The following is an 18,515-nucleotide window of genomic DNA, read 5'->3' on the forward strand; positions in this document are numbered from 1 at the left end:
AACATGGCCGCTGGGGCGCCGGGCGCGCTTCCCGTATTCTGCCGAGCCATGTCGCAGATCCGCCACACGCCCGTCGCGCCGACCAGCACCCAGTTCCGCGACGGCGGCGACACCATCGACCGGCACCGCCACGACGACCACCAGCTCATCTACGTCAGCTCCGGCGTCCTCGCGATCACCACGGAACACGGCTCGTGGGTCGCCGCCAACGACCGCGCCGTCTGGATCCCGGCGCACACCTGGCACGCACACCGCTTCTACGGCCAGAGCCGCTTCCACACCGTCGGCTTCCCCGCGGGAACCGGCGCCGGACCGCCCCTGCTCCCCGCCGGCCGCCCCGCGGTCATCGCCGTCGACCCCCTCGTACGCGAACTCCTCGTCGCCCTCACCAGCACCCCGCTCACCCCCTCGGAGACCCGGCACATCGAGGCCGTGCTGCGCGACCGGCTGCGCCGCGTCACCGCCGAACCCGTCGCCCTCCCCGCCGCCCGCGACCGGCGCCTCGCCGACGCCTGCCGCCTCGTCGAGCAGGACCTGCGCACCCCGCGCACCCTCGCCCAGCTGGCCGCCCGCACCCACACCGGCGAACGCACCCTCTCCCGCCTCTACCGCGACGAGTTCGGCCTGACCTACCCCCAGTGGCGCACCCGTGTCCGCATCCTCACCGCGCTCGTCATGCTCGCCGAGGGCGCCACCGTCACGGACACCGCCCACGCCTGCGGCTGGTCGACGCCCAGCGCCTTCGTCGACACGTTCGCCCGGAGCACGGGGGTCACGCCGGGGGCCTACCGGGCGGGTGTGCGCACGTCCCCGAGAAAACTTCCGGGGTGATGTCGAGAACGCGGACGCGGTTCCGTCCCAGGAGCGACCGCGGCCACAATGGCCGTACCCCAGCGAGGAGAGCACCATGGCCAAGTACCTGCTTCTCAAGCACTACCGGGGCGCGCCGGCGCCGGTCAACGACGTGCCGATGGACCAGTGGGCGCCGGAGGAGGTCACAGCGCACGTGCGGTACATGAACGAGTTCGCCGCCCGGCTCGAGAAGACCGGTGAGCTCGTCGAGAGCCGGGCGCTCCTGCCCGAGGGCACCTTCGTCCGCCACGACGGCGAGGGGCGGCCGCCGGTCACCGACGGACCGTTCGCGGAGACCAAGGACCTGATCGCCGGGTGGACGGTGATCGACGTCGAGACGTACGAGCGCGCGATCGAGCTGGCCGGTGAACTGTCCGCGGCGCCGGGCGCGGGCGGGAAGCCGGTCCATGAGTGGCTCGAGGTGCGCCCGGTCTACGCCGAGCACTGCCCGACCGAGTGAACGAGTCCCTGCTGCGGGGACTGGTGCCCGCCGTCATCGGTGTCCTCGTCCGGCGCGGAGCCGACTTCGCGGCGGCCGAGGACGCGGTGCAGGACGCCCTCGTCGAGGTCGTGCGGAAGGACGTCGAGGGCCCGCCGCGGGACCTCAAGGGCTGGCTGATCACCGTCGCCTGGCGGAAGTTCCTCGACGCCGCCCGCGCCGAGGGCTCGCGGCGGCGCCGGGAGGAGCTGGTCGACGCCGAGCCCGCGCCGGGCCCCGGCGAGACGGTCGACGACACCCTTCAGCTGTACTTCCTGTGCGCGCACACCTCCCTGACCCCGGCGTCGGCCGTCGCGCTCACCCTGCGCGCCGTCGGCGGCCTGACCACGCGGCAGATCGCCCAGGCCTACCTGGTGCCGGAGGCGACCATGGCCCAGCGCATCAGCAGGGCGAAACGGACCGTCTCCGGCGTCCGCTTCGACCGGCACGGCGACGTCGCCACCGTGCTGCGCGTCCTCTACCTCGTCTTCAACGAGGGCTACTCCGGCGACGTCGACCTCGCCGCCGAGGCGATCCGGCTCACCCGGCAGCTCGCGGCCATGACCCGCCACGAGGAGGTCGCGGGCCTCCTCGCGCTCATGCTGCTCCACCACGCCCGGCGCCCGGCACGGACCGGCCCCGACGGCAGGCTCGTACCCCTCGCCGAACAGGACCGCGGCCGGTGGGACACCGGGCTGATCACCGAGGGCATCGGCATTCTGCAAACGGCCCTCGCCCGCGACCGGCTCGGCGAGTTCCAGGCCCAGGCCGCCGTCGCCGCGCTGCACGCCGACGCACAGAGCGCCGAGGAGACCGACTGGGTGCAGATCGTCGAGTGGTACGACGAGCTCGTCCGCCTCACCGGCAGCCCGGTGGCCCGCCTCAACCGGGCCGTCGCGGTCGGCGAGGCGGACGGCGCCCGCGCGGGCCTCGCCGCCCTGGCGGAGCTCGACCCGGCCCTGCCCCGGTACACCGCCGTCGCCGCCCACCTGCACGAGCACGACGGCGACCCGGCGACCGCGGCACGCCTCTACGCCCAGGCCGCCCGCTCGACGCCCAACATCCCCGAGCGCGACCACCTCACCCGCCAGGCCGCCCGGCTCAACGCGCGGCTGCGCACCAGCGGTGGACCGGCGGGGCAGCCGCATCCGCTACCGTGAAGCGGAACGCCGCTCCCCTTGCACCCGGACGCGGCGCGTGCCGAAGGAGAGCGACATGCCCACCGACCCGCCCGTACGGAGCAAGCGGGCCGACGCCCAGCGCAACCGGGAGACCGTGCTCGGCGCCGCCGCCGAGGTGTTCGTGACGTCCGGCGTCGACGCGCCGATCCGGCAGATCTCGGCGCGGGCGGGCGTCGGGATGGCCACGATCTACCGGCACTTCCCGACCCGGGCCGACCTCGTCACCGCGGTCTACGAGCATCAGATCGAGGCGTGCGCCGAGGCGGGGCCGGAGCTGCTCGAAAGCGCCGGGAGCCCGGTCGAGGCGCTGCGCCGATGGGTCGACCTCTTCGTCGACTTCCTCGTCACCAAGCACGGGCTCGCCGACGCCCTGCAGTCGGACAGCGAGCGCTTCGCCGCGCTGCACACCCACTTCCTCGACCGCCTGCTGCCCGTCTGCGCCCAACTGCTCCAAGCCGCGGAGGGCGCCGGCCAGATCAGGCCGGGCACCCAGCCGTACGAGCTGATGCGCGGCATCGGCAACCTCTGCGTCGGACGCGACACCGACCCCCGCTACGACCCGCGCCGCCTGATCGACCTGCTCTTCCACGGACTGCGGCAGCCCTGAACGGCCGGCGTCAGGCCCGCGCCGCGGGGGTGCGCACGACGAGCAGGGCGACATCGTCCTCGTTGTCGTCCGGGCGGACCTGGGCGAGCAGGGCGTCGCAGAAGGACTCGAGCGGGCGCCGGGCGAGCGAGGCGGCGTACCGGCGCAGCCGGTCGAGGCCGTGGTCGATGGAGCGGTGCGGGCTCTCGACCAGGCCGTCGGTGTACAGGACGAGGGTGGAGCGCGGCGGCAGGACGGCGACCGCGTCGGGCCGCGCCTTGGTGATCCCCGTGCCGAGCAGAAGGCCGTGCGCGTCGGTGAGGTACCGGGCCTGCCCGTCGTGGTGGACGAGCAGCGGCGGCGGGTGCCCGGCGTTCGTCCACTGCAGCCGCCACAGCCCGTCCTCCTCGCCGACGGCGAGCCTGGCCAGGGTCATCGTCGCCATGGACGCCTCGGCGATGTGCCGCACGGCCTCGTCGAGCTGGGAGACGATCGCGCTGGGCGCCGCCCCGGCCCGGGACCAGGCGAACGCCCGCAGCATGTTGCGGACCTGCGCCATCCCGGCCGCGGCGTCGAGGTCGTGCCCGACCACGTCCCCGATGGCGAGGGCGTGGTCCCCGTCGGCCAGCGCGAACGCGTCGTACCAGTCGCCGCCGACCGCGGACGCGTCCGGCGCGGGCACGTAGCGCGCCCACATCTCCACCCCGGGCACGGTCGGCAACTGGGGCAGCAGGTGGCGCTGCATGGTCTCGGCGACCTTGCGCTGACGCTCGTACAGGCGCGCGTTGTCGAGCGCGAGGCCCGCGCGGCGGGTGATGTCCTCCAGGAGCGGCAGGTCGGCGGCGGTGAAGGCGTCGGGGCGTCGCGAACGGCCCAGAGTCAGGGCGCCGAGCACGTCACGCAGACCGCGAATGGGCGCGATGGCGGCGCTGTGCATGCCGGTCGCCGTGAACAGGCGGCTCTGCTCGACGGCGATGCCGGAGTCGGGCGGCCCTTGGTACGTGGCCGGTGTGGCCAGCGACGAGGCGGCGCCGCGCAACGCCCGCGAGAGGGGCATGGGGGACTCCTCGGGCACGGGCGGCATGGGCCCCTGGAGGTCGTCCCGCTCGGCCAGGAGGTCGTCCTTGCGCTCGACCACGAGGGCGCGCCGTACCTCGCCGCGGTCGGTGACCAGGTCGATCACCGCCCAGTCCGCGAGGCGGGGCACGGTCAGGGCGGCGAGGCGGTGCAGCGCCTCGTCGACATCCAGGGTGGAGGTGAGCTGTGTCGTCGTCTCGGCGAGCAGCGCCAGGCGGTCCAGCTCGGTCAGCGGCTCCGGAGCACCGGCCGGCTCGTCGCTGTGCGCCGCGTAGAACAGGACGATCGTGCCCGCGGGACCCGATCCGGCCGCACGGGGGGTGACGAGCCACGACGACCGGACGAGGGAACCGTCCTTGCGGGCGAACCACTCCACGTCGCCGTGCTGGGTGTTCCCGGTGAGGAGCGCCTTGCGCAGGCGGCAGCGGGTGCGGGGCACGGCCTGTCCGTGGTCGTCCCGGTGCAGGTGGTCGTGGGCGTCCTCACCGACCAGCTCCTCGACGCCGGTGCGGAACATCGCGCAGGCCGCGTCGTTGGCGGCGACGATGAGGCCGTCCTCGTCGATGAGGAGCGCGGCCGCGCTGAAACCTGCCAGCACGGTTTCGAGCGGGGCTCCGGAGAGCCCGTGGGGACCGGTCGCGCCGGGATCCCCCGTGCCGTTGTCGGCGACGTCCATGCGTGTCCTCGGTGATGACTGCTGCGGGGTGGTAAAGACAACAGTGGATACCCCGCCAACAGTAGGTCAACCCTCGGCGCCCGCCGGGGCGTGGCTCGGCCCCGGAGCGCCGGACGAGGTGCCGGAATCGTGGCGAAGAGGTGTCAGTTCTGCGTTTTCGGGGGTACTTGGTCGGCCCGGGGTACTGCAGCGTCACTCACAGAAAGGAGGACCCAGGATGGACGAGACAGCAGCCAGGCACACGTCCGGGCAGGTGCCCGGCCACACCTCCGTGTCCACCGGCACGTCCGGAGAGCCCGTCGGCGAGCTGGTCCAGCGCGCCTCGGAGCAGCTGACGCAGCTGGTGCGCGGCGAGATGCGGCTGGCACAGGCGGAGATGAAGGAGAAGGGCAAGCGTTACGGCAAGGGCGGGGGCCTCTTCGGCGGAGCCGGCCTCGCCGGTTTCCTGACCCTGCAGGCGCTGGTCGCCACCGCGATCGCGGCGCTCGCGGTGCCGTTGCCGGTCTGGGCGGCGGCGCTGATCGTGACGGCCGTGCTCGGTGTGGTCACCGCCGTCCTTGCGCTGACCGGCAAGAAGGAGTTCAGCCAGGCCGCTCCCCCCACCCCGGAGCAGACCATCGACAGCGTGAAGGCCGACGTGGCCGAGATCAAGGAGAGTGCCAAGCGATGACGCAGCCGCCCCACGACGAGCCCACCGCCACCAGCACCGAGGAGCTGCGCGACCAGGTCGAGCAGACCCGGCACGAACTGGGCGACACGGTCCAGGCGCTGGCGGACAAGGCGGATGTGAAGGCTCGTACACAGGAGAAGGCCGCCGCGCTCAAGGAGCAGACGGCGGCGAAGGCCTCGGAGCTGACGGCGCAGGCCAAGGCGAAGGCCGGGCAGGCCCAGCAGGTGTGGCAGGACAAGGCGCCCGAGCCGGTACGGGACAAGCGCGCGATGCTGATCGCGGCGGGTGTGGCGGTGGTGACCGTCGTCGCGCTGGTGCGCCGCAAGAAGAAGTAGCGGCGGAGGCGAAGACCCGCCAGGCAGATCTTCCGGGGCCCGTGTCGAACGGGCCCCGGACGTTTTGTCAGGTGCGGGGGAACATCACGTCGCTGGCCGCGTTGACGAACGGCGCGGCCACCTTCGCGAGCGCCGAAGCGCTCTGGGAGAACGGGGCCAGCGGGTCGACGCGGCCCGACTGGACGGTCGGCCCGGCCGGCGGCTTCGGGCTCTTCCCGTCGGCGAGGGCGGACGCGCCGCCCTGGACGGCGACGAGAGCTACGAGCAGGACGGCGGCGCGCTGAAGGGTACGAATTCGCATACCGCGTTAAACGAGGCTTCGCGAGCCCGGTCACAGCTCCCTCGAAAGTGTGATCAGCACGTCGAAATGCCGAAGGAAAAGCCGCGTGGGCGCCCACCGCATTATGCGTCTATCGCTTCGACGCCAGATCCAGGGTCCACCAGGGCCCGCCGGGCCCCTCGGCCCGGCCGACGCCCGCGTGCGTGAAGCGGCACGTGAGGATGAGGTCGTGGTGCGACGGGCTGTCCATCCACAGCTCGACGACCGCTGCCGCGCCGTCCGCCCCGCGGGCGATGGCCTCACCGGCGTAGGCAGCCCGGAACCCGTGCGCCCGCATCCGCTCCAACGGGCCGCTCCCGTCCGACCCTGGATGCTGCAGCCGCTGGTGACCGGCCATGTCCAGGCTGTGGGCGTGTGCGGAGCGGTTGAGCGCGGCCTGTGCGCGGACCGGGCGGCAACCGGCCGCCTGGCGATGTCTGTTGACGCCGGCGAGCACGTCGCCGGCAACGCCGGCCGCACGGGGGTGCGAGGGCGGCGCGGGCGCGGGGTGCGGTGCCGCGTGGGCCGTTCGCGTGCTCGGAAGCAGCGCGACGAGGAGGGCGACGAGGAGGGCGAACGCGCCGTGGTACAGGGGCCGGAGCGGTGCGGTCACGGTTTTCTCACTTTCTTTTTATTCCCTTCCTTCAGGTGTACGCGGCATTTCCCGTCGTCGCGCGAGCAGGACGGCGAATAGGGTGAGAACAAACTGCGGTTCCCTTTCTGTCCTTCCTTGCAACCAGGAGGTTTTTCATGCAAAAGCAGCTTCGTCGTCTCGCCCTTGCCCCGCTCGCGGTGCTCGCCCTGGCCCTCGGTGTCGTCGCCGTCGGCTCCGCGGCCTCCGCCGCGACGCACCCGGTGCAGGCCGTGCCCTACCCGGGCCCGTCGGCCGACTCCGCCTACCCGGGTGACGACGACGATGACGACGATGACGAGCCGCTGCACTTCGGCCCGTTCGACGTCCCCCACGAGGGTGAGGTCAACGGCACCTTCTCCTGGAACACGCGGGACTGACGGGGCGTCTCGCCGCGGCCGCGCTCAGCGCTCAGCGCTTGAGCGTGGCCGCGCTCGCGACGAGGACGAGGATCACGCACAGCAGGATCAGCAGGACGTCGCGGACGAAGACGCCGGTGACGCCGGTGTGCGCCGCGGCCTGGCTCGCGGCCTCGACCGCGTAGGTCATCGGCATGAGCTTGGCGACGGCCGACAGGGCGCCCTGCATCTCGTCGCGGGGGACGAACAGGCCGCACACCAGGAACTGCGGCAGCACACCGGCCGGCAGGAACTGCACCGCCTGGAACTCGTTGCGGGCGAACGCGCTGACCAGCAGGCCGAGCGCCAGGCCGAGCAGGGCGCCGAGCATGGCGACGACCATCAGCAGGTAGGCCGGGCCCTTGATGTCGAGCCCCAGCGGGCCGACGCACAGCAGGGTGGAGAGCACCGCCTGCAGCATGGCCAGGACGGTGAAGGCGAAGCTGTAGCCGAGCACGATGTCGAGGCGCCTGACCGGCATGGTCAGCAGCCGTTCGGCGGTGCCCGTGGTGCGTTCGCGCAGCGTCGACATGGACGCCACCAGGTACATCACGATGACCGGGAAGATGCCGAAGACCTGCGGGCCGACGCGCTCGAAGGAGGCCTCCGAACCGTGGAACATCAGCTTCAGCAGCACCATGAGCATGCAGGGGATGGCGAGCAGCAGTGCGGTGCTGCCCCGGTCGCGGGAGATCTGGTGCAGGACCCGTACGGCGGTCGCGCCGGTGACGGTGGGGGAGAACGGCAGCTTCTCGCTCAGGCGCGCACGGTTCACGGCCGCGGCTCCATGGCGAAGTAGGTGCGCTCGAGGTCCGAGGCGCCGGCCTGGTCGTGCAGCCCGTACAGGCCGGGGAGTTCCGGCAACAGGGCTTGCGCGGCGGCTTGTTGCCGCGCCTTGGCCTCGGCCTGCGTGGCCGCCTCCACCAGGTGCACGAAAGCCTCTTCCGCGTCGGAACAGCCGGTGCGCTCCAGGAGCGTGCTGCGCGGGGCGCCCGCGAGGAGGCGTCCCGCGCGCATCAACAGCAGACGGTCGCAGCGGTCCGCCTCGTCCATGACATGGCTGGAGATGAGCAAGGTGGTTCCCTCTGCGGCCAACTGCGTGAACACCAGCCACAGTTCGCGGCGCACCATCGGGTCGAGGCCCACGGTCGGTTCGTCCATCACAAGGAGGTCCGGCTTGTTGAGCAGCGCCACAGCGAGGGAGACGCGCGAGTACTGTCCGCCGGAGAGGCGTGAGACGAGTTTGTCGGCATAGCCCGCGAGGTCGACCTCCTTGACCACGCGGACCACGGCGTCCTCCCGCCGCCAGCCGCGCATGCCGAGGGCGGCGGCGAAGTAGCGCAGGTTCTCCAGGACCGTCAGGTCCGCGTAGACCGAGGGGGCCTGCGTCACGTACCCCACGCGCGTGCTCAACCGCTTGGCCCCCGCGGGGAATCCGAGCACCTGCACGTGGCCGCCGGTGGGCTGCTGCACGCCGACCACCGAGCGCAGCAGGGTGGTCTTGCCGCAGCCGCTCGGGCCGAGCAGGCCCACGATGCAGCCCCGCGGGACGCTGAACGTGACGTTCGTCAGGACGGGGCGGCCGCCGCGCACCACCTGGAGGCCGTACGCGGAGACGGCGGGAAGGTGGCCCGGCGGGGCCGGGGCGGGTTCGGTCTCTTGCACAGCACCACTGCGTTTCATCAGGGGAGGACCCCTCCCGGGACGGCGGGGCGGGGGACTTACGTCGCAAAACAGCCCATTGCCCCATCAACGGCTCAGGAGGCGCAAAGTCACGCCTTGATCGTCGTTGCCGTCCCGGTCCGCTCAGTCGTTCTCAGGCACGGATCGCCTCCGCGGCAGGCGAGTTGTCCCGTGCGCGGGGGAGCCGGACGGCCAGCGCGGTCGCGCCGCGCGCCAGCGGCGTGGACATGATCCCGGCGACGCTGGTGCGGCCCGCGATGTAGGCGTCGAGACGGCGCCACGCGGCGGGCACCCGGGTCAACGCCGTGTGGACGAGCCCGGGGTTGCGCGCGAACAGGTTCATCAGCGTCCCGCTGGCGCGCATCTCGACGCCGAGCCCGCTGTCGATCTCCTCGCCGTACCCGTCGGTGACGGCGCCCGCCTCCGCCTTCGCCGCGCAGGCGACGAGCCGCGCGGCGGCCTGCCCCGCGAGGTCGCCCGAGCGCAGGGCGTACGAGATGCCCTCGCGCGACCAGTGGTCCAAGAGCGCGGCGGCGTCACCGGCGACCAGGACGCGCCCGCGCGCCAGCGGGGAGCCGGGCTCCCGGCACCGGGTCAGATGTCCGGTGTCGTGGACCGGGGTGGCCTTGTCGAACCCGTGGCGGGCGAGGAAGTCCTCCTTGTAGGCGCGCAGGGCTACCGGGTTGCCGCGCGCGGCGACGACGCCCGCGGTGCAGATGTCGCCCTTGGGGAAGACCCAGGCGAAGGAGCCCGGCAGCGGGCCCCACTCCATGAGCAGCCGGCCGCGCCACCGCTCGGCCGTCCGCTCGTCCACGGGCACCTCGGCCTCCAGGGCGAGGTCGACCTGCGCGCACCGCACGCCCACGTACCGGGCGACCCGGCTGGCGCTGCCGTCGGCGCCGACGACGGCGCGGGCGCGCAGCGTCCCGCCGCGGTTGGTCCGCACGGTGACGGTGTCGCCGTCCTGTTCGACGGAGGTCAGCGCGGTGCTGTCGTGCAGCGTGGCGCCCGCCGCGCAGGCGGCCTCGGCCAGCGACGCGTCCAGTTCGCTGCGGTAGACCATGGTGATGGTGGGGCTGGTGGAGTCGAGGGTGCGTTCCCTGTCGCCGTTGTGGGTGAAGGTGAACCGGCCGGCGGTGTCGTAGATCTTCAGCGGCAGGCCGGGCGGCAGGGCGGCGAGGGAGGCGCCGATGAGGCCGCCCCCGCAGGTCTTGTAGCGGGGGATGGCGGCGCGTTCGAGGAGCAGGGTCTTGCAGCCCTGCTCGGCCGCGACACGGGCGGCCGTGGAGCCGGCCGGACCGGCGCCGACGACGATCACGTCCCAGACGGAGGAGGAGGAAGGGGGCATACGGGGGACCACCTAGCGGTCGGACGGGAAGTGCGGGTGGGGAGCTGTCAGCCGGTGACGGCCGGCGAGGCGTCGGCGGGCTCCGCCTGGGCGGGCACGCCGTCCTGCGCGGGGGCGAGACGAGCCAGGAGGTAGCGGGTGAGCGCGGAGGCCGTCGGGTGGGTCCACATCACCGTCGTCGGGATGGACAGGGCCAGTTCGCGCTGGAGACGGTTGCGCAGGGCGATGGCCATCAGCGAGTCCAGGCCGAGCGTGACGAGCGAGGTGTTGGCGTCGAACCGGTCGGTCGCGAGGCGCAGGACCGCGGAGATGTGCTCGACGACCTCGGGCAGCAGGAGCTGCTGGCGGCGCTCCGGGCACTCCGTCTCCCGCAGGGACTCCAGGAGGGCGCTGCGTCCGCCCGCCCGGTCCTCGACCGAGGCCGAGACGGCCAGTTCGGCGAAGAAGGCGGTGCGGGCGGTCGCGGGGTAGGAGTCCAGCCACCGGTGCAGGTCGAGGGGGGTGTAGGCGGTGCGGTCACGGTCGTGGCTCAGGACGCGCTCCAGCGCGTCGATGCCCTCGGCGGGCTCGATCATGGCGTAGCCCCGGCCCGCCATCTCCGTACCGCGGCCGACCTCCGCCCACGGACCCCAGTTGACGCAGGTGGCGGGCAGGCCCTGGGCGCGGCGCCACGAGGTGAACTCGTCGAGCCAGGCGTTGGCGGCCGCGTAGGCGCCCTGCCCGGGGTTGCCGAGCAGCGACGCGGCGGAGGAGAAGGTGACCCACCAGTCCAGCTCCTCGCCGATGGTCGCCTCGTGGAGCAGCCGGGCCCCGGTCGCCTTCGGCCGCCACACCTTCTCCAGGAGGTCGGCGGAGAGGTTGGCGACGGTGGCGTCCTCGACGACGGCCGCGGCGTGCACGACGCCCCGCAGCGGATGCCCGGTCCTCGCGGCGGACCGTACGAGCGTGTCGGCCACGCCCGGCTCGGCGAGATCCCCGCACGCGACCTCGACGCGGGTGCCGAACTCGGCGGTCAGGGAGTCGAGTCCGGCGCGGGTGGCGGGTGCCGGCTCACCGCGCGAGGTGAGGACGACGGCTCCCGCCCCGCGCTCGGCCAGCCACCGGGCGACGAGGAGCCCGAGCCCGCCGAGCCCGCCGGTGACCAGGTAGCTGCCGTCGGCCCGTACGACGGGTACGTCCTCGGGCCGCACGACCAGCAGGTCGGTCCCCTCGCCCGGCCAGGTCAGGACGAGCTTGCCGATGTGCCGCGCCGACGCCATGGTGTGGAACGCCGACGACGCCTCGGTGACGGGGTGCTGGGTGACGGGCAGCAGGGGCAGGGTGCCGTCCGCGAGCATGCCGGAGAGCTCCCGGTAGCCCTCGGCGAGCAGCTCCGGGTCGCGCTGCATCATCATCAGGATGTCGATCCCGGCGAAGGTGACGTTCTGCCGGAAGGGCAGCAGGCCGAGCCGCGTGTTGGCGTAGATGTCGCGCTTGCCGAGTTCGAGGAAGCGGCCCCGGTGCGCGAGCAGGTCGAGCCCGGCGGACTGGGCGGGACCGGTGAGCGAGTTGAGGACGACATCGACGCCGCGGCCCGACGTGAGTTCGCGGACCCGGTCGGCGAAGTCCAGGGTGCGCGAGTCCATGACGTGGGTGACGCCCAGGCCGCGCAGGTACGTCCGCTTGGCCTCGTTGCCCGCGGTGGCCAGGACCTCGGCGCCGCGGGCGTGGGCGAGGTGCAGCGCGGCGAGACCGGTGCCGCCGCTCGCCGAGTGGATCAGCACCTTCTCGTCGGGTCGCAGCCGGGCCAGGTGCCGAAGCCCGTACCAGGCGGTCAGGTAGGCGCACGGCAGCGCGGCGGCGTCCTGGATGCCGACCCCGTCCGGCACCGGCAGGAGGCAGTCGGCGCGGACGGTCGCGAAGGAGGACATGAGCGTGGACCGGGACCCGTCCACGAACATCGCTGCGACGCGCTGGCCCTCGCGTACGTCCTGGACCCCGTCGCCGACGGCGGTGACGACGCCCGCGCCGTCGAAAGCGCTGACGTCCGTGTGGCCCTCGCCGACGTCGAAGCGCTGGTAGACGCCCATGGCCTGGAGCACGTTGATGAAGTTCACGCTGGTGGCGTCGAGCCGCACCTCGACCTCGCCGGGCGCGGGGCGGCGCCGGGTCTGCGCCACGAACTCGAAGGAGTCCAGGTCACCGGGGTGCGAAAGGTGCAGCGCCACCCGGTCGTGGGCGCGGTCGACGGTGGTCCTGCGGCGCTCCTGCTCCGCGAGGGGCGTGTTGCGCAGCCGGGACAGGTACCGGGCGCCGTTGCGGTGCGCGATCTCGTCCTGCTCGGCGGGGCAGGCAAGGAGCTCGGCGGCGACGTCCGCGGCCGAGGTCCGCGGCTCGACGTCCAGGATCGCGGGCCGCAGCTCGGGGTGCTCGTAGCCGAGGACCCGCACCAGGCCGCGCAGACCGGCCTGGCCCAGGTCGGGATGGTCCCCGGGCGTGACGTGCTGGGCCGTCGACGTGACGGTCCACAGACGCGGCGCCGCATCGGGGTCCGCCCCGGCGGTGAGGGCGCGGGCCGCCTCCGCCAGGCGGCCGACCTGCGCCCGCGCAAGGCGTTCGGCGGACACGGACGAGCCGCCGGGTGCGGGCAGGTACACGACGGCCTGGACGTGGTTGCCGGACGGCAGCTCCGAAACGGTCTCCGGGCCGAACGGGCGGACCTCCACCGTGGCGCCCCGCTCGCGCAACACACTGCCGAGGTCGGCCGCGAACGGTTCGCGCCCCGGCTCGGCGAGCAGGGTCCAGGCCCCGGCCGCCGCCTGCGGCGCGGGCCGCTCGGACGGCTCCCAGGCCGCCTGCAACAGCCGCCGGTCGAACCGCTCCTGGTCGCTCTCGGCGGGTACGTGGCGGAACTCGACCCCGGTGGCGTCGGCGGCCACGGCTCCGTCGTCGTCCCACAGGCGGAAGTCCGCCAGGTACCGGTCGCCTTCCATCCGTACGAGGGTGACCTGGCAGTATCCGCTCAGCGGGACCGTCCTGTAGAGCCGCAGCGCCTCGATGCCGCGCGGCAGGATGCCGCCCTCGGGGACGGAACCGCTGCGCAGGACGACACCCGCGATCGCCTGGAGGCACGTGTCCAGCGCGACGGGGTGACAGTGCAGGGCCTGCGCGGACGCGCGCCCCGTGTCGGGCACCTGAACACGGGCGAGGAGGCGGGTGCCGGGCTGGTCGGCCGGTGAGCCGTCCGTGTAGAGGGCCTGGAGGCCGAGGAACGGCGTGCCGTGGTGGACGCCGCGCTCCTCGCGCATCTGCCGGTAGACGTCCTCGGCGTCCACGGCGTGCGGGAACTCCGCGAGCAGGGCGTCGAGGTCGCAGTCCTGCGGTGCGGCCCCGTCGGCGGGGGTGACGTGCAGCTGGGCCGTGGCATGGCGGACGGAGGTGCCGTCGGGCGTGGTGCTGACCACCCGCCAGTGGGCGGTGTCGGGCCCGGCGGCCTCGGCGGTCGCGGTGACGGGCGTGCCGTCGGCGGTCGGCAGCAGCAGCCGCTCCAGGTCGACGCCGGTCAGGCGGACGCGGTCCGGGCCGACCGCGTACAGGTCCGCGGCGGCCGACACGGCCATCTCGCACAGCGCGGCCCCCGGCACGACGGCGACGTCGTTGACGCGGTGCGCGTCCAGCCACGGCACGGTCGTCGGGGTGATCCGGGTCTGCCACAGATGGCGGCCCTCGCCGTCGGGGTCCGCGGTGTGCGGCCCGGTCAGCGGGTGCGCGGCGGGGGAGGCGTGGGCCCCGGACGACTGCCGCAGCGGCGAGGGGTCGACCACGTAGCGGGTGCGCTCCCAGGTGGTCGGCGGTACGTCGGCCAGGGTCCCGTCGCCGTAGCGGACGGCCCAGTTGAGGGGGTGGCCCGCGCAGTGCAGCGCCGCGACGTGGGTGTGGAAGGCGAGCGCGTCGTCGGTGTCGCGCAGCAGCGAGGGCACGACGGCGATGTCGGCCCCCCGGTCGGTGAGGGTGGCCTGCACCGGGTGGACGAGGACGGGGTGCGGGCCGATCTCGACGAACAGCCGGTGCCCGTCGTCGGAGGCGGCCCGCACCGCGTCGGCGAAGCGCACCTCTCGGCGCAGGTTGTCGCACCAGTAGGCGGCGTCGAAGGCGGCGTGCTCGCGCGGGTCGTCGCCGACGGTGCTGTAGAAGGCCGTGTGCGCGGTGGTGCCGGTGACGTCCGCGAGGGCGTCGGCGAGGTCGTCGAGGATCGGGTCCATGTGCGCGGTGTGGGAGGCGACGTCGACCTCGACCACGCGGATGCCGACACCTTGCGCGTCCCACTCCTCGGCGAGGCGGCGGATGCGGTCCGCGTCGCCGCCGACGACCGTGGTCTGCGGCGAGGCGACGACGGCGACGCTCACGCCGCGCACGTCCTGCTCCGCGAGCAGCCGCTCGACCTCGGCGCGGCCGAGCGCGACCGAGGCCATCAGGCCCTTGCCGGAGGCGCGCAGGATCAGCCGGGAGCGGCGGCAGATGACCTTGACGCCGTCCCGCACGCTCAGGGCCCCGGCGGCGACCGCCGCGGCCACCTCGCCCATGGAGTGCCCGACGACGGCGGCCGGTTCGACGCCGTGGGAGCGCCACATCGCGGCGAGCCCCAGCTGGATGGCGAAGATGACCGGCTGCACGCGGTCGAAGCCGGTCACGACCTCGGTCCTGCCCAGCGTCTCGCGCAGGGAGAATCCGGACTCCTCGGCCACGAGCGGTTCGAGTGCGTCGATGACGCGGGTGAACTCCGCGTTCTTGTCGAGGAGTTCGCGGCACATGCCGCCCCATTGCGAGCCGTGTCCCGAGAAGACCCACACCACGCCCTGCCCGGCGTCGGGCACGGCCCTGCCGGTCGCCACTCCGGCGGCGGGCGCGTTCCCGGCTGCCAACTCGTCCAGCCTGGTGAGCAGTTCCGTGCGGTCGGTGGCGACGACGGCGGCGCGTTCCCGGGACGGTGAGCGGCGTACGGCGAGGGTGTGCGCCACGTCGCCGAGCGGGGCCCGTGCGCCTTCGCCGCGCAGCCAGTCGGCGAGGCGGCCGGCCGCGGAGCGCAGGGCGACCGGCGTACCGGCGGAGAGCGGGAAGACGCGCGGGGCGTCGGCCTCCTCGCGCAGCGCCTCGACGCCACCGGGGGGCGCGGGGCGCGGAACCCGGCGGGCGGGCAGGGTGGGCGGCTGTTCCAGGACGACGTGCACGTTGGTGCCGCTGATGCCGAAGGAGGAGACGGCGGCGAGGCGCGCGCTGTCCCGCACCGGCCAGTCGGTGGTGTCGGTCGGCACGAACAGGCGGGTGCCGCTCGGGTCGATCTGCGGGTTCCAGTCGGTGAAGTGCAGGCTGGCCGGGACCATGCCGTGGCGCAGGGCGGCGATCGCCTTCAGCAGGCCCGCCACGCCCGACACCGGTTCGGTGTGGCCGATGTTCGTCTTCACCGAGCCGAGCGCGCACCGGTCGCGCCCCTTGCCGTACACGGCGGCCACCGCGGCGAACTCGATCGGGTCGCCCACCGCCGTGCCCGGCCCGTGCGCCTCGACCATCCCGACGTCACCGGCCTCGACGCCGGCGCGCTCCAGGGCCATGCGGTAGAGGTCGGTCTGCGCGGGCTCCGAGGGCGCGCTCAGCCGCGTGCCCCGCCCGTTCTGGTTGACGGCGGTGCCGCGCACCACCGAGAGGATCCGGTCCCCGGCGCGTACGGCGTCCGAGAGGCGCTTGAGCACGACGACGCCGCAGCCCTCGCCGCGTACGTAGCCGTCGGCGGCGGCGTCGAAGGCGTGGGAGCGGCCGGTGGGGGAGAACACGCCCCACAGCGCGGGGGCGATCACGCCCTCGGGGCCCAGGGTCAGCATGGCGGCCCCCGCCAGGGCGACGTCGGACTCGCCGCTGCGCAGGCTCTGGCAGGCGGTGTGCACCGCGACGAGCCCGGACGCGCAGGCGCTCTCCATGACGACCTGCGGGCCCCGCAGGTTCAGCATGAAGCCGACGCGTCCCGGGCCGATGCTGTCGAAGCCGGTGTACATCGCGTAGGCGTTGACCTCTTCCAGCGGACGCTGCACACGCAGCATGTAGTCCTTCTGGTAGATCCCGAAGTACATGCCCGTGGAGGTGCCGGACAGCCGCTGGGCCGGGATCCCGGCGTGCTCGATGGCCTCCCAGACGACCTCGGACAGCAGTCGGTGCTCCGGATCGACCCAGGGCGCCTCCTGCGCGTTGATGCCGAAGAACTCGGGCTCGTAGGCGTAGATGTCGTCGTCCAGGAAGCAGCCGTAGCGCAGCCGGTCCGCGACCGTGGCGGGGAGTCCGGCCAGCTCCGCCCGCTCCCACCGCTCGGCGGGCACCTCGCGCATCGTCTCCCGCCGGGCGAGGAGCAACCGCCACAGGGAGTTGAGGGACGACACCTGGCCGGGGAACCGGCAGGCGGCCCCCACGACCGCGATCGGTTCGTCCTGACCCGCGCCGGGGTCTTCGATGCCGGGGTGTACGCGCATGAGCGGTCCGTCCTTCACCACTTGATAATGGGAAAGATCATTCCGGCATGCGGACGGACGCGGACCAAGGACATGGGGGACGGGGCTGGGAGCGCGTCGGGAAGCGCGCGCGCTCCAACGCATCGGATTCAGCCGGTCGGCCGGACGCTTAGCGGATCATCCGGGCTCTTACCGGATGAACGGCATCGACGGCGGCTCCGCGTCACATGTGTGCCCCTGGGTGGGCCGGGCCGCGGGGGCCGGGCCCGCCCAGGGGCATAAGGGGCGGAATGTCGGGTACTGGCGTGGCATCGGCCCCCGCGGGTTGTGCAGTGGGAACCCTGCGCCTCCGCGCCCGCGGGGGCCGGTCCCGGCCCCCGCGAGCGCGACAGGCTACGGCGTCGGCCCGTCGGGAGGCATCGTGCCGGTGTCGAGAAGTTCCTGGACGCGCCGCACACCCTCGTCGCGCGTACCGGCCAGCTCCAGTACCTCGGTGACCCCGGTGATCTCGAAGAGCCGCTGGACACCGCTGTGGTACGGGCCGGACAGGACGAACGGCCGCGCCTGCTCCTGGTGATCGGCGTGCGCGCGCAGGATCAGATTGAGCAGCGTGCTGTCGGCGAAGGTGAGATCGGCGAGGTCGAGCAGGGTGGCCGAGGTGCTGGTGTCGGTCCGCGCGTCGGAGAGCGCGAGGCCGGCCTCGTCCTGCTCCTCCAGTTCGATCGTGTTGCGGAACGAGACGATGACCACCCGCTCCTGCTGGGTGAGTTCGATGCTCGGGCTGTCGGGAACCATCCTGCGACCCTCCCACATCAGCACCGCCTTGTGACAGGCGGATCCCCGAGCCCGGCCCCTCGCGGGACACCTTCGCCCATGGAGACACCCACCCCGGTGGAAACACCTGGTCCACCAGTGTTTTCGCGGATGTGAACGCGCTCCGCGGAAATGCGGGTTTTGCCCGGACGGACGAGTGTGGGGCTCGAACCGGCGGGCACGCGAGGGCTTACGACGACATATGAGCAGTGTTTGCACGCGTGCAGAGAAAGGATCACGCTGTGATGAGCGTTCCCGAGACCCTTGAGGGAGAGCGCGCCAGCTGTGCGGGGGCACGGTCCGTCGTCCGCTCGGTGCTGATGGAGGTGTGCTGCGGCCTGCCGCTGAACACGGCGCGACGCCTGCGTGACGACGCGTTGCTCGTGGCCAGCGAGCTGACGTCCAACGCGCTCCAGCACGGCGGCGGAGTCACCAGCTTCAGCGCACGGCTGCGCGGCGACGCCCTGGAGCTGCGGGTCAGCGACCGCAGCAGGGACGTGCCGTGCACCTCACGGCCCGAGCGCGGACGGCCCGGCGGCTACGGCTGGATGGTGGTCCAGCGCCTCAGCTCCCGCCTCGGCATCGAGATCGAGCCCGGCGGCAAGACCATCACCGCCATGGTGGCGCTCCCGTGAAAGAGTTGTCCGGCACCATGTGTGTGGGGCGGAAGGCGGGGTAGCCGGACGCCTACGGGGAGGCAAGGTCGACATCGACATACACAGGGCGGGACACATGAGCAGCGTGGCAGAGCGAGAGCGGGCCCAGCAGACGGCCGACACGACCCACGTGGTCGAGGGGCGGCTGATCGAGCGCGCGTACGCGGACCCCGCCTCGGTCGCGCCCAAGGACGCCCGTGAGGTCGGCCGCCACTTCTTCGACCGGCTCACCCGGCTCGAAGAGGGCACCCCCGAATTCAGCTATGTGCGCAATGTGCTGATCGAGATGAACCTGTCCCTGGTGCAGTACGCGGCCTCCCGCTTCAAGCACCGGGGCCC

General features: G+C 73.2%; 16 protein-coding genes and 1 pseudogene. 9 read left to right on the plus strand and 8 right to left on the minus strand.

Annotated features, from left to right (window positions below; all coding sequences use genetic code 11):
• The first annotated feature begins 48 nt into the window (after nt 1-48).
• From ACH4RC_RS37090 to ACH4RC_RS37105, 4 genes are all read left to right on the plus strand, one after another.
• Complete coding sequence (locus tag ACH4RC_RS37090) at nt 49-831, plus strand: AraC family transcriptional regulator (protein ID WP_398208678.1); 783 nt, start codon at nt 49-51, stop codon at nt 829-831.
• A 76-nt stretch (nt 832-907) separates the two neighbouring features.
• Nucleotides 908-1,312 (plus strand): YciI family protein, encoded by a 405-nt coding sequence (locus tag ACH4RC_RS37095; RefSeq protein WP_398208679.1) that lies wholly within the window; start codon nt 908-910, stop codon nt 1,310-1,312.
• Complete coding sequence (locus ACH4RC_RS37100) at nt 1,309-2,490, plus strand: RNA polymerase sigma factor (RefSeq protein WP_398208680.1); 1,182 nt, start codon at nt 1,309-1,311, stop codon at nt 2,488-2,490. The genes ACH4RC_RS37095 and ACH4RC_RS37100 overlap by 4 nt, the downstream gene beginning before the upstream one ends.
• Before the next feature lie 55 nt (nt 2,491-2,545).
• A complete protein-coding gene (locus tag ACH4RC_RS37105) occupies nt 2,546-3,118 on the plus strand; it encodes a TetR/AcrR family transcriptional regulator (RefSeq protein ID WP_398208682.1) in 573 nt (190 codons plus the stop codon).
• A 10-nt stretch (nt 3,119-3,128) separates the two neighbouring features.
• Here the strand turns inward: ACH4RC_RS37105 and ACH4RC_RS37110 are convergent, their stop codons facing one another.
• Nucleotides 3,129-4,850 carry a SpoIIE family protein phosphatase gene (locus ACH4RC_RS37110; protein ID WP_398208684.1) on the minus strand — a complete coding sequence of 574 codons (1,722 nt, stop codon included), beginning with the start codon at nt 4,848-4,850 and terminating at the stop codon, nt 3,129-3,131.
• A 217-nt stretch (nt 4,851-5,067) separates the two neighbouring features.
• On the opposite strand from ACH4RC_RS37110, the gene ACH4RC_RS37115 reads away from it, so the two are divergent.
• Together ACH4RC_RS37115 and ACH4RC_RS37120 are read left to right on the plus strand one after the other, a co-directional pair.
• Nucleotides 5,068-5,520 carry a phage holin family protein gene (locus ACH4RC_RS37115; RefSeq protein WP_398208686.1) on the plus strand — a complete coding sequence of 151 codons (453 nt, stop codon included), beginning with the start codon at nt 5,068-5,070 and terminating at the stop codon, nt 5,518-5,520.
• Nucleotides 5,517-5,855 carry a DUF3618 domain-containing protein gene (locus tag ACH4RC_RS37120; protein ID WP_398208688.1) on the plus strand — a complete coding sequence of 113 codons (339 nt, stop codon included), beginning with the start codon at nt 5,517-5,519 and terminating at the stop codon, nt 5,853-5,855. The genes ACH4RC_RS37115 and ACH4RC_RS37120 overlap by 4 nt, the downstream gene beginning before the upstream one ends.
• Nucleotides 5,856-5,922: 67 nt before the next feature.
• Here ACH4RC_RS37120 and ACH4RC_RS37125 read toward each other — a convergent pair whose 3' ends face one another.
• Nucleotides 5,923-6,156 carry a hypothetical protein gene (locus ACH4RC_RS37125; protein WP_398208690.1) on the minus strand — a complete coding sequence of 78 codons (234 nt, stop codon included), beginning with the start codon at nt 6,154-6,156 and terminating at the stop codon, nt 5,923-5,925.
• A 109-nt stretch (nt 6,157-6,265) separates the two neighbouring features.
• The gene (locus tag ACH4RC_RS37130; RefSeq protein WP_398208691.1) at nt 6,266-6,787 is read right to left on the minus strand and encodes a CAP domain-containing protein; all 522 of its coding nucleotides are present in this window, start codon (nt 6,785-6,787) and stop codon (nt 6,266-6,268) included.
• 137 nt (nt 6,788-6,924) lie between these two features.
• Between ACH4RC_RS37130 and ACH4RC_RS37135 the strand changes: the two genes are divergently transcribed.
• Nucleotides 6,925-7,185, plus strand: coding sequence for a hypothetical protein (locus ACH4RC_RS37135; RefSeq protein WP_398208693.1), 261 nt, complete (start codon nt 6,925-6,927; stop codon nt 7,183-7,185).
• Nucleotides 7,186-7,216: 31 nt separating this feature from the next.
• Here ACH4RC_RS37135 and ACH4RC_RS37140 read toward each other — a convergent pair whose 3' ends face one another.
• The 5 genes from ACH4RC_RS37140 to ACH4RC_RS37160 all read right to left on the minus strand — a co-directional run bounded on the left by ACH4RC_RS37140 (nt 7,217) and on the right by ACH4RC_RS37160 (nt 17,502).
• Entirely contained in the window at nt 7,217-7,978 is a 762-nt protein-coding gene (locus ACH4RC_RS37140; protein WP_398208695.1) for an ABC transporter permease, read from the minus strand.
• A complete protein-coding gene (locus ACH4RC_RS37145) occupies nt 7,975-8,886 on the minus strand; it encodes an ABC transporter ATP-binding protein (RefSeq protein ID WP_398208697.1) in 912 nt (303 codons plus the stop codon). The genes ACH4RC_RS37140 and ACH4RC_RS37145 overlap by 4 nt, the downstream gene beginning before the upstream one ends.
• A 133-nt stretch (nt 8,887-9,019) precedes the next feature.
• A complete protein-coding gene (locus ACH4RC_RS37150) occupies nt 9,020-10,234 on the minus strand; it encodes a geranylgeranyl reductase family protein (protein ID WP_398208699.1) in 1,215 nt (404 codons plus the stop codon).
• Nucleotides 10,235-10,281: 47 nt separating this feature from the next.
• The gene (locus ACH4RC_RS37155; protein ID WP_398208700.1) at nt 10,282-16,728 is read right to left on the minus strand and encodes an SDR family NAD(P)-dependent oxidoreductase; all 6,447 of its coding nucleotides are present in this window, start codon (nt 16,726-16,728) and stop codon (nt 10,282-10,284) included.
• A gap of 372 nt (nt 16,729-17,100) precedes the next feature.
• Nucleotides 17,101-17,502 (minus strand): STAS domain-containing protein, encoded by a 402-nt coding sequence (locus ACH4RC_RS37160; RefSeq protein ID WP_398208702.1) that lies wholly within the window; start codon nt 17,500-17,502, stop codon nt 17,101-17,103.
• A 263-nt stretch (nt 17,503-17,765) separates the two neighbouring features.
• Here ACH4RC_RS37160 and ACH4RC_RS37165 point away from each other — a divergent pair, with 263 nt between their 5' ends.
• Entirely contained in the window at nt 17,766-18,155 is a 390-nt protein-coding gene (locus tag ACH4RC_RS37165; protein WP_398208703.1) for an ATP-binding protein, read from the plus strand.
• A 97-nt stretch (nt 18,156-18,252) separates the two neighbouring features.
• Nucleotides 18,253-18,515: pseudogene (locus tag ACH4RC_RS37170) on the plus strand (RNA polymerase sigma factor SigF); the annotation flags it as partial.

It is taken from the genome of Streptomyces sp. NPDC016845, assembly GCF_044332585.1.
Classification (GTDB): Bacteria; Actinomycetota; Actinomycetes; order Streptomycetales; family Streptomycetaceae; genus Streptomyces.